Here is an 11,861-nt window from a genome sequence, read left to right as displayed (position 1 = left end):
TGGATTAAATGCGGAAATATATCGGCGAAATAGGACTTATTATCACAGCAATCATATGGGGTAGCGGATTTGTGGCTAGTGCCGTATCCTTGGAATACTATACTCCGTATCAAATACTGGCGGGGCGGTTTGTCGTAGGCGCACTAATTTTAGCGATTGTGTTTCATAAACGGTTAAAGATGATAAAGAAAAGTGCATTGATAAAAGGGTCAATATTGGGGATCGTTCTCTATATCGCTTTTGCTCTTCAAACGGTAGGTTTACAGTATACGACACCTTCAAAAAATGCATTCTTAACTGCTGTCAATGTTGTTATTGTACCATTTATAGGATTCATCATTTATAAGAAGAAAATTGATATCTTTGAACTCGGCGGGGCGTTCATGGCCATGATTGGTGTAGCAGTACTATCACTTAAATTCTCTTCAGAAGTCAACGTAGGAGATTTATTAACGCTATGCTGCGCAGTAGGATTTGCGTTCCATATCTTCTATACCTCTAAATTTGTAAAAGACGAGGACCCTATCCAGCTAACGATTATTCAAATGACGGTAGCGGCAGTGATTGGATACGTCGTTGTAGTATTCAAAAGTGAAACAACCTTTTCTATGGAGGCAGAAGGTCTGCTCCCACTTCTTTACCTGGCAGTATTCTCGACAACAATCGCATTTTTATTACAAACAACTGCACAAAAGTTTATAACGGAAACGAAAGCAGCAATCATTCTATCGACCGAATCATTTTGGGGTATGGCATTTTCAGTTGTGATTTTAAGCGAAGTAATGACTGGGAAAATGGCCATTGGTGCAATACTCATCCTTAGCGCAATCGTCATATCGGAAACGAAACTCGGTTTTTTGAAAAAGAAACGGCTGAACGGAATGTTTGAAAAGGGGGATACCCGTGTCTAAAGCTGTTTATTGTGAAAAATGCTCTAAAGAAATTAAGTTTAGAGGGGATTTAATAACCGCAACTATATTTTTTGTTGTAGTTGCTTATCATGAAGATTGTTATGTAAAAGAATTGAAAGGGTTCAGGGGACTTTTCTTAGACAATCAACCGCTTAATGGTTTTTCGGGCAATTTCTTGTTTGTAATGGCAGTTTTAGTAGGTATCGGCTTTGCTTTCGGCTCGTTGAAGTGGGTGTCAATTATAGCCGTAATTCCTGTATTATATAGGCTTTTTTCTTTTTATAAGTTTGAAAGACTATTGGAGAAATAACGTCAGGGTAATTACCGGTGAAAGTAATTTGTTTAATCATATTAGTTCTGGTGCCTGTCACTAAGATGATGAAAGATTGAGGAGGTTACAATGGAAATTTACTACAATTTAACAGAAGAAGATTATATAAATTTCAATTTGTATCATATCAAAAACTCTGAAACTGGTAAACGGGCATTGGCATTGCAAAGGTTTTTATCTCCATTATTCTTTATCATTATTTCTTATGTTTATGCTGCGATTAGTGACATGCCATTTCTACCGCTATTCATCACTTTTTTCATAATGAGTATACTATGGATTATTTTTTACCCGAAGCATTTTTACAAACTCATTGCCCGTAATGCTAAGAAAATGATCAAAGAAGGAAAAAATGACGGTTTAATCGGTCATCATCAACTGAAAATGACAGAAGAAGGATTAGTGGATACGTCCCTAAACAAAGAAACAAAAGTAACTTGGTCCGGCATAACAAGTTTCAAAGAAGACGAGGGATATTACTATCTTTACAACAGCTCAGTAAGTGCCTATATCCTTCCGAAAAGGGAGATTGATCATGCAGATGAAGTTAAGCAATATATTCAATCTAAGGTAATGAATAATGGTTGAATTGTGGAGGAATAAAAATGCACAGAAAAAATACTTCACCCTTTTACCGGGTATTTCAACATTTTATTATCTGCCTGCTGAAGCAGGAAATCGCGCTTGATGGGGCTAGGGGTCTAACGACAACAGCAAAGCGTGAACGTCTATCTGATTGGACTAATAAAATCGATCAGCTTGGTAAACCGACGGAAAATAATACCGCTAAAAAGCTTGGTGAATTTAAGAAAGAGCAAATGAATATTACAGCATAAACAAGAAAACCTATCCTCTTATGAAGAAGGACGGTTTTTTTGCGTTTTATCTTAAGGCTTTGCTCGTAAGGGTTTCCTTAGCAAGTAACCAGACAGGAGTATATGCTAAGATGTAATTAATATCGGGAATAAATATGATTTATTAAGGAGATATATTATGAAAGTTAAATTAGAAGATGTTGCGAAAGCAGCGGGAGTATCTCCAACTACTGTATCTCGCGTGTTAAATAATAGGGGGTATATTAGTGAGCTGACGAAAGAAAAAGTGGAGAACGCTATTAAAGAATTGAATTATTACCCCAATGATGTTGCGAGGTCTCTGTTCAAAAAGAGAACGAATTTTATTGGACTGATCGTCCCGACAGTTAGCAATCCTTTTTTCGGGGAATTATCGTTGTATATTGAAAATATCTGTTCTTCTTTAGGTTATAAGATTATTCTTTGCAATAGTTCAGGGCAGCTTGAAAAAGAGAAAGCCTACGCAACCATGCTGATTCGACATCAAGTAGATGGTATCATTGTCTGTTCATATAATCGGGGAATTGATACATATAAGTATCCAAAGCTTCCGATTGTTGCGATTGACCATTACTTGGCACCAACAGTACCTGTAGTAGGATCTGATAATTACATGGGCGGAAAATTGGCAGTTCAGCATTTAATTGATAGAGGATGCCGGTCAATTATTCATATTAATGGTCCACTTGAATTAGAAACACCTGCTCAATATAGGCGGAAAGCTTATGAGGACCTAATCGATAATCCGATTACATATGAATTGCTGTTTGGCGATGAGGATATGGTTTTATCGATAAGGAAAATTTTGTTGGAACGCCCGGAAACAGATGGCATATTCGCCAGTGATGATATGATGGCTGCTGCTTGTTTGCAAGTTGCAAGAGAATTGAACATCCAAGTGCCTGAGCAGCTAAAAATCATTGGCTACGATGGAACGGAAACGACGAGGAGGTTATTACCTCAACTCACGACAATTAAACAGCCAATTGAGGAAATTGCTAAAACATCTGTGAAAAAATTAGTGGATATGATTGATAACCCAGAGTGTTCAGGTTCATATGAAACTGTATTGCCTGTTCAGTTGTTAATCAGTGAGACAACCTAATTTTCTAAAGATTAGGTTTTTTTAGATTTTTGTATGTCAAGCGGTTGACATGTTGGTGTAGTTGACATATTATTAACTTATAAATTCGAAAACATTTAAGGGGGCTATATAAAAAATGACTACTGATTCAAAAACAAACGTATTCCATAAGAAAAAAAGTTTGTTCCAGTACATGAAACAAAATTACATGCTGTATTTATTTTTAGCCCCGGCGATTATTTTGACAATTATCTTTAAGTATATTCCGATGTATGGATCTATTATTGCCTTTAAAGATTTCAGTCCTATGAAAGGTATATGGGCAAGTGATTGGGTAGGGTTGGAGCATTTTACAAAGTTTTTAACTTCTCCTAATTTTGGAGACATTTTTATGAATACGCTTAAACTAAGTGTTTACGGCCTAGTGTTAGGGTTTCCGGTACCTATTATTCTGGCATTAATGTTAAATCAGGTGAAACGAGCATCCATAAAGAAGAATATTCAATTAATCCTGTATGCACCGAATTTTATCTCGGTTGTTGTCATTACAGGAATGCTGTTTATCTTCTTATCACCAACGGGACCCATTAATACGATTTTATCGTTTTTCATGGACAATCCAATTTCATTCATGTCTGACCCAGGTGCATTTGTATCCATCTATATTCTTTCGGGTATTTGGCAGGGGGCAGGCTGGGCTTCTATCATTTATGTGGCAGCGCTTTCTAATGTCGATCCCCAGCTACATGATGCAGCAACCATTGACGGAGCATCATTGTTGCAAAGAGTAAAGCATATCGATCTTCCGACATTAAAACCTATGATGGCTGTTCTATTTATCCTTTCGGCAGGTGGAATCATGGGCATTGGATTTGAAAAAGCCTATTTGATGCAAACCGCTATGAATATTCCAACGTCTGAAATTATTGCAACCTATGTCTACAAAGTGGGGCTACAAGCCGGAGACTATGCGTATTCATCGGCAGTTGGATTATTTAACTCCATTATCAATGTGATTTTACTAGTTTTTGTGAACTACGTAGTTAAAAAACTTAATGAAGGTGAAGGTCTTTATTAAAAGGGGGACAAGGTAGGGATATGAATTATTCGAAAAAAGATCGATTTCTGCTCATGATTAATAAGTATGTCCTTATTATTGCGACGTTGATAATTCTGTTGCCATTGCTCTATGTGTTGTTAGCCTCGTTTTTAGAACCTAACGTCTTACTAAGTAAAGGCATATCGTTCAATCCGGACGATTGGAGTGTGCAAGGCTATGTGAAGATTTTGCAAAACGAAGCGATTATTAGAGGATTTTTTTACTCGATTCTGTACTCAGTTGGATTTGCTTTGGCGACAGTTATTGTTTCCATACTAGCTGCTTATCCATTATCGGTTGAGGGTTTTAGAGGAACGAAAGTCATTATGATCTTCTTCCTCATCACGATGTTTTTCAGTGGTGGTTTAATCCCAACGTATTTAGTGGTCAAGGATCTAGGGATGTTAAATAGCATATGGGCTATTATTTTGCCAGGTGCGATTAGTGTCTGGAATATTATTTTAGCTAGAACGTATTTCAGAGCCATTCCTAAGGAACTCCAAGAAGCGGCAAAAATCGATGGGGCATCTGATTTACTTATATTCTTCAAAATTATTTTACCGCTATCTAAACCAATTATTTTTGTTCTAGCATTATATGCTTTTGTAGGGCAATGGAATTCTTATTTTGACGCCATGATTTACTTAGAGGATGCTAAATTGCATCCATTGCAGTTGGTGTTACGTTCGATTCTTATTCAAAATGAAGTTCAGCCTGGCATGATTGGTGATCAACTTGCCATGGCAGAGTTGAAAAAGATGTCGGAAATGATTAAATACTCGTCTATTATTCTTTCTAGTTTACCTCTAATCATTATGTATCCATTCTTCCAAAAGTATTTTGAAAAAGGCGTTATGGTAGGCTCAATAAAATAAAAAATGGGGGTTTTAGTATGGGAAAAGGCAATAAAGCACTAGTAGCTTTAATCATTACGGGACTATTATTTGCGGGATGTAGTAAGGGGAGCGGCACGTCATCTGAAGATTATGAGCTGAAAGATGTCACATTTCCATTGGAAGAAGCGGTGTCTTTAAAGTTCATGACGCAGAGCTCGCCTTTAGCACCTACAGATCCAAATGAAAAGTTAATTTACAAACGATTGGCGGAAGAAACGGGTGTCAATATTGAATGGAAAAACTATACGAGTGATTCGTTTGTTGAAAAGAGAAACTTGACAGTTGCGAGTGGCGATTTACCAGATGCTATTTTAGATGCCGGCTACAATGATTATGATCTTCAAAAGTTAGGGAAGGATGGCACGATTATTGCTGTGGAAGATCTTATCGACCAGTACATGCCTAACTTTAAAAAAGTATTGGAGGAAAAACCAGAGTACAAATCCATGATTACGGCAACAGACGGCCATATTTATGCTTTTCCATGGATTGAGGAATTGGGTGCAGGGAAAGAAAGTATTCACTCCATTGATACATTCCCATGGATTAACGTGGAGTGGCTGAACAATTTAGGATTGGATATGCCAACCAATGCAGAAGAGCTAAAAGAAGTGTTACTGGCTTTCAAAAATGATGATCCGAACGGCAATGGTCAAGCCGATGAAATCCCACTTTCTTTCATCATTAACCATGGAGGGGAAGACCTTGCGTTTTTATTCAATCCATTTGGTTTGGGCGATAACTGGGATCATACGGTCGTTTCCAATGACGGTAAAGTCGTTTTTACAGCAGCTGACGAAGGCTATCGCGATGCAATGATGTATTTTGCTGACCTATATAAAAACAACCTCATTGATGAAGAAGCTTTTGAACAAGACTTCAATACGTATTTGGCCAAAGGGAAAGACCTAAAATATGGATTATATTTCACGTGGGACAAAGCCAATATTACTGGCGACAATGATCAGTATGAACTAATGCCACCACTTGCTGATGCGACAGGAAATGTTCATGTTGCACGTACAAATGGTATGGGCTTTGACAGAGGGAAAATGGTCATTACAAGTACTAATAAAAACTTGGAGTTAACGGCCAAATGGATTGACCAACTTTATGATCCGGTGCAATCTGTGCAAAATAACTGGGGAACTTATGGCGATACAGAGCAACAAAATATCTTTGAGTTTGACGAAAGTGCCAATATGCTAAAACATCTTTCATTGGAAGGAACGGCACCTGTTGAGCTAAGACAAAAAACAAATATAGGCGGACCATTAGTAATTCTGGATGAATACTATGGAACAGTTACGACAAAGCCGGATGATGCTGTGGGGAGACTAAATTTAATGAAAGAAGTAATGGTACCACATATGAATGCCGACAATATATATCCAAAAGTATTTTTCTCTCTTGACGAGTTAAAAGAGCTATCGACGATCGAAGCAGATTTATTCGCTTATGTTCACAGAAAGCGAGCAGAGTGGATTAAAACTGGGAAATCCGAAGAAGAGTGGGAAGAGTATTTAGCAGAGCTAGATCGATTGAAATATCCTACGTGGCTACAAATTAAACAAGATGGTTATGACCGGAATTCAAACTAATAGAGGAGGAAATAGTGATTGACGACTTATAATCTTGAGAAGTATAAACCAACCTTACACTTTGCACCACAAAAAAATTGGATGAATGATCCGAACGGAATGGTATATTTTAAAGGTGAATATCATTTATTCTTTCAATATAATCCTAATGATAGTATATGGGGTCCCATGCATTGGGGCCATGCTGTCAGTCAGGATATGATTGACTGGCAGGAGTTGCCGATTGCCCTCTATCCAGATGAATTAGGGACGATTTTTTCAGGAAGTGCTGTAGTAGATTGGCGTAATACATCGGGTTTTTTCCCGGTTGAGCCAGGAATTGTAGCGATTTTTACGCATCATTTGGATAAGGAAGATGGAACGCCGGCCATTCAAACCCAAAGTCTTGCCTATAGTCATGACCAAGGCCGAACATGGACAAAGTACGAAGGTAATCCTGTACTTCAACACCCAACAAAAGTAGATTTTAGGGATCCGAAAGTGTTTTGGCATACTGAAACGGCCAAATGGTTGATGACGTTAGCGACAGGACAAACGGTAACTTTTTACTCTTCATCAAACTTAATAGATTGGCGGTTTGAAAGTGAATTTGGGGATAATATTGGTTCTCATGATGGCGTTTGGGAATGTCCTGATCTATTTGAATTAGCTGTGGACAATAGTGAAGAGAAAAAGTGGGTGCTATTGGTCAGTATTGGGGACAGCGCTCAATTCGAGAGTGGCTCAAGAACGCAATACTTTGTAGGTTCTTTTGATGGCTCTACTTTTACAGCTGATAACCAAGAGATTCAGTGGCTGGATTTTGGCAAAGACAATTATGCAGGTGTTAGTTTTTCGGATATACCTAAGGAAGATGGTCGAAGAATTTATCTGGGCTGGATGAGTAATTGGCGCTATGCCAACCAAGTACCGACTGAGGGTTGGAGAAGTCAGATGACGTTGCCGAGAACACTAGCGTTACAACATATTGGAGATCAACTACTGGTCGTTCAAAATCCTGTCAAGGAACTAGATTCATACTTTACGAAAGTTGTTGAAATTGACGATGTGTTGATCAACAGCGAAGAGACGAAAACATTTGCTGTGGATAAGCCAAGTGTAGAGATTGTTTTAGAGATTGATAATCATGACGCGAAGCAATTCGGTATCGTGTTGTCCCATACGGAAAGCCAAAAAACGTTACTAACAATAGATTCAGAGACGAATCATATCACGTTGGATAGAAAGCATTCGGGAGAAATTACATTCTCGAAAAACTTTTCGAATCTCCAAGAATTGAACCTACAAGTTACAAGTCAGGTGAAATTGCGAATTATTGTAGATTCATCGTCTATTGAAATATTCGTGAATGAGGGTGCTTATGCTGTAACGAGCTTGATTTATCCGGATAAGGTCTGTGAAGAGATTGTCCTTTTTGCATCAGGTGGAGCTATCCAGTTAACAAATAGCTATATTTCAGCAAGTCACTCATGATATGTACGGAGAGGAGAATGTGTCTTGCTAGGCGCAATTGAAGCAGGTGGAACAAAGTTTATCTGTGCTGTGGGGGATATGGATTTTAATGTGATTGAGCTAATTGAAATTCCAACGACAACCCCTGCTGAGACTATGGTGAAAGTTCAGGAATTCTTTCAACAATTTGAGATTCAAGCATTAGGAGTGGGGTCATTCGGTCCAGCTGATATTAACCCAAACTCCGCAAGTTATGGTTGTATTACAACGACGCCTAAAGTACAATGGCAGCATTTTAATATCCTGTCATCGTTAAAAGAGTACTTGAATGTCCCGATGGTGTTCGATACGGATGTCAATATTGCCGCATTGGGTGAGGCGAAGTTTGGAGCTGCTCAGGATGTTGATAGCTGTATCTATATCACAGTTGGGACTGGAATCGGCGTGGGCGCGGTGAATAAGGGTAAGATGCTGCATGGAATTAGTCATCCTGAGATGGGGCATGTCACGGTCAGAAGGCATCCAGATGATCATTTCGAGGGCGATTGTCTATTTCACCGTGATTGTTTGGAGGGACTAGCCTCTGGACCAGCGATTGAAAAAAGATGGAACCAGAAAGCTGTGTTGCTTGAAGGTCGACCGGAAGTGTGGGAAATCGAAGGCTATTATATCGCTCAAGCGTTAATGACGTATATTCTAACGCTATCACCGGAAAGAATTATTCTAGGTGGTGGGGTCATGAGGCAAAGACAATTGTTGCCTGTTATTTTTAAACATTTACAAGAGATGAATAATCATTATTTGGCTTTCCAACAGCTAGAGGACCAGATATCTGATTATATTGTAACACCTGGCATTGAAGGGTTTTCAGCGATTAAAGGTGCATTTTATTTGGCGAAGGGTGAGTTGTAATGGGGGTCTCCTTTGAACTCGCTTTGGCGAGAGGCACCCCCTAACACTGTAGCATATTCAATGGCATTCTTTATTTCAACCTATCTAGAATCAAAATAAGAGATCAAATCAATTGTTTTTTTATGCAATTGGTTTGGTCTTGAATTTTTATTGAAAGCGCTTATATTAGGGAGAGTGAAGATGATTTGAAAATGAAAAGACTTATTTTGTCGATGATGGGGATGTTTATTTTTCTAGTCGGATGCAGTGAAGTTGAACAAGATGTTAAGGGGGATAATGATTTGAAGGTAGTGGGTCTTCGTCAGAAGCAGGCAGCGAATGCTGATTATTATACGGAAATGTATCGGCCACAGTACCACTTTTCAACGCCTTCAGGGAATTTAGCAGATCCAAATGGACTAATATACTTTGAAGGAGAATATCATTTATTTCATCAAAAGAATGGCAACTGGGCGCATGCCATTAGTACAGATATGCTTAATTGGGAGCATTTCCCCGTTGCTTTGGAGCATGATTTACTTGGGCAAGCCTTATCTGGTAGTACGGTTGTGGACTGGAATGATTCCAGCGGATTGTTTGATGGGAAGGCAGGTTTAGTTGCCTTTTATACGAGTACTGAGGGCGGAGAAGCACAGGGTATGGCTTATAGTAAGGATAAAGGGAGAACATGGGAGCGTTATAAAGGCAATCCGATTATTGGAAATCCAGGTATAAAAGACTTTCGCGATCCTAAAGTATTTTGGCATGAGGATACAAATAAGTGGATAATGGTGGTTTCTACGAATCAGAGTGTCACGTTCTACAATTCTTCTAACTTGATTGATTGGACGTTTCAGAGTCAATTCGGAGATGATGAAGGTTCGCATGTCGCTGTATGGGAGTGTCCGGAATTATTCCAGCTATCTGTCGACGGGCAAAAGGGAAATAAGAAGTGGGTTCTGCATGTTAGTGTCGGTGATAATGATGTAACGAATGGTTCAACGGCCCAATACTTCATTGGAGAATTTGATGGAATGACGTTTGTTAACGACAATCCCCCAGAAACAGTACTAACCACTGATTTTGGACAAGATTTTTATGCGGCACAGTCATTTTCTGATATACCTGATGAGGACGGTCGAAGGATCTGGCTTGGCTGGATGGCGAATTGGCGCTATCCATACCAATCTCCAACAGATCCATGGATGGGCTCAATGACGATTCCGCGTGAGTTATCACTTCGGACAATTGAAGATGGTAGTATTCGGATTTTCCAAGGACCTATTAAAGAAATAGAGAGCTTACGGGCAGGTGCTCATCATGTGGAGGCATTCCAATTAGAAGGCGACCATCCGATTGATACATTTATGAGTACAACATTTGAATTTGAAATGATTGTTGAGTGGGATGATGTAGAAGAGTTCGGCATTCGTCTCCGACAATCCGAGGAGGAAGAAACTGTTTTTGGCGTCGATACAGCGACGAATAAAATATTTTTGGATCGTTCAAATGCAGGGCTGAAACAATTAACGGATCGTAACGGAAATATGTTTCAGTTCGGCAATCGTCACGAAACAGAATATCCAATGGGGCGAAAACAGATTAAAATAAGAGGTCTTGTGGATGAATCTTCAATTGAGCTATTTGTCAATGAAGGTGAATTTACATTCACTAAATTGATCTATACAAAACCGACGAATAGTGCAATTGAATTATATACAAAGGGTGGTAGTGTGGATGTCGTGCTATTGGACTTCTTTGAATTGAATTCGACATGGCGAGAACGTCCCCAAGCAGATGAGATGACGGGGATTGTAGTCAGTGAAGAATATATCACGTTAAAAGTTGGAGAAATGACGACTGTTAAGGCACAGGTGAAGCCGAATGGTTATGTTTATGATGAAAGCTATACATGGGAAGTTGAACTGCCGAATATAGTGGGAATCACAGAGCAGGATGATTCAACGATTTCTGTGAAAGCTTTAGAATCTGGGGTTACGAATATTACTATAAGTGATGCAAGTGGCAAGGTTACTAAGGTGATGAAGGTCAGGGTTCATTCGTGAAAATTAATGCACTCAAATTTCATAGTACGGGGAGACGCACGATGAAAACAGAAAGAGAAAAAATGCTAGCTGGCGAATTGTATCGTCCCTCGGATCTTGCATTAACAAAAGAACGGGAAAACGCTCGTCGGTTAACGAGGTTATTTAATGAGACGATGGAAAGTGAGCATAGTGAACGGACTAGATTATTAAAAGAGCTATTTGGTTCGACTGGCAAGGATCTTAATATTGAGCCAAGCTTACGCTGTGATTATGGTTCTAACATCCATGTCGGTGAAAACTTTTACGCCAATTTTGATTGTGTGTTTTTGGATGTATGTGAAATTAGGATTGGTGATAATTGTATGATTGCTCCAGGTGTGCATATTTACACAGCTACCCATCCACTAGATCCAATGGAACGAATTGCGGGTTTGGAATATGGTAAGCCAGTCACAATTGGAGATAATGTGTGGATTGGTGGCAGAGCTGTTATTAACCCTGGAATAACCATAGGAAATAATGTAGTGATTGCATCAGGCGCAATTGTGACAAAAGATGTACCGGATAATGTGGTTGTAGGTGGAAACCCGGCGAAAGTTATTAAAGAGATTGATGTGGAGTGAGGGCTACTTATTCCACGAGATTATTAAAAGCATAAGTAGGATGAGTAATGAAATGATAGGATTTATGACGG

General features: G+C 39.0%; 12 protein-coding genes. All 12 read left to right on the top strand.

Annotated features, from left to right (window positions below):
• Positions 1 to 8 precede the first annotated feature (8 nt).
• The 12 genes from I2483_RS03905 to I2483_RS03850 all read left to right on the top strand — a co-directional run bounded on the left by I2483_RS03905 (position 9) and on the right by I2483_RS03850 (position 11,790).
• The gene (locus I2483_RS03905; protein WP_207174039.1) at positions 9 to 911 is read left to right on the top strand and encodes a DMT family transporter; all 903 of its coding nucleotides are present in this window, start codon (positions 9 to 11) and stop codon (positions 909 to 911) included.
• On the top strand, positions 904 to 1,221 hold the full coding sequence (locus I2483_RS03900; protein ID WP_207174038.1) for a hypothetical protein: 318 nt from the start codon (positions 904 to 906) through the stop codon (positions 1,219 to 1,221). Before I2483_RS03905 ends, I2483_RS03900 begins: the two co-directional genes overlap by 8 nt.
• A gap of 90 nt (positions 1,222 to 1,311) precedes the next feature.
• Positions 1,312 to 1,830, top strand: a complete 519-nt coding sequence (locus I2483_RS03895; protein ID WP_207174037.1) for a YcxB family protein — start codon at positions 1,312 to 1,314, stop codon at positions 1,828 to 1,830.
• Positions 1,831 to 1,847: 17 nt separating this feature from the next.
• Positions 1,848 to 2,078, top strand: a complete 231-nt coding sequence (locus tag I2483_RS03890; protein ID WP_207174036.1) for a hypothetical protein — start codon at positions 1,848 to 1,850, stop codon at positions 2,076 to 2,078.
• Positions 2,079 to 2,235: 157 nt separating this feature from the next.
• Positions 2,236 to 3,201: a LacI family DNA-binding transcriptional regulator gene (locus tag I2483_RS03885; RefSeq protein ID WP_207174035.1), complete on the top strand. Its 966-nt coding sequence runs from the start codon at positions 2,236 to 2,238 to the stop codon at positions 3,199 to 3,201.
• 115 nt (positions 3,202 to 3,316) lie between these two features.
• Positions 3,317 to 4,258, top strand: a complete 942-nt coding sequence (locus I2483_RS03880) for an ABC transporter permease (RefSeq protein ID WP_207174034.1) — start codon at positions 3,317 to 3,319, stop codon at positions 4,256 to 4,258.
• 20 nt (positions 4,259 to 4,278) lie between these two features.
• Positions 4,279 to 5,154, top strand: coding sequence for a carbohydrate ABC transporter permease (locus tag I2483_RS03875; RefSeq protein ID WP_207151048.1), 876 nt, complete (start codon positions 4,279 to 4,281; stop codon positions 5,152 to 5,154).
• Between the two features lie 17 nt (positions 5,155 to 5,171).
• The gene (locus tag I2483_RS03870; protein WP_207174033.1) at positions 5,172 to 6,776 is read left to right on the top strand and encodes an extracellular solute-binding protein; all 1,605 of its coding nucleotides are present in this window, start codon (positions 5,172 to 5,174) and stop codon (positions 6,774 to 6,776) included.
• An 18-nt stretch (positions 6,777 to 6,794) separates the two neighbouring features.
• On the top strand, positions 6,795 to 8,249 hold the full coding sequence (locus I2483_RS03865; protein WP_207174032.1) for a glycoside hydrolase family 32 protein: 1,455 nt from the start codon (positions 6,795 to 6,797) through the stop codon (positions 8,247 to 8,249).
• A gap of 24 nt (positions 8,250 to 8,273) precedes the next feature.
• Complete coding sequence (locus I2483_RS03860) at positions 8,274 to 9,140, top strand: ROK family protein (protein WP_207174031.1); 867 nt, start codon at positions 8,274 to 8,276, stop codon at positions 9,138 to 9,140.
• A 191-nt stretch (positions 9,141 to 9,331) separates the two neighbouring features.
• A complete protein-coding gene (locus tag I2483_RS03855) occupies positions 9,332 to 11,185 on the top strand; it encodes a glycoside hydrolase family 32 protein (RefSeq protein WP_207174030.1) in 1,854 nt (617 codons plus the stop codon).
• A 41-nt stretch (positions 11,186 to 11,226) separates the two neighbouring features.
• Positions 11,227 to 11,790 (top strand): maltose acetyltransferase domain-containing protein, encoded by a 564-nt coding sequence (locus I2483_RS03850; protein ID WP_207174029.1) that lies wholly within the window; start codon positions 11,227 to 11,229, stop codon positions 11,788 to 11,790.
• Positions 11,791 to 11,861: the final 71 nt, after the last annotated feature.

The sequence above is a fragment of the Sporosarcina sp. E16_3 genome, from assembly GCF_017347125.1.
GTDB lineage: Bacteria > Bacillota > Bacilli > Bacillales_A > Planococcaceae > Sporosarcina.
This window is presented reverse-complemented; position numbering and strand designations above follow the sequence as displayed.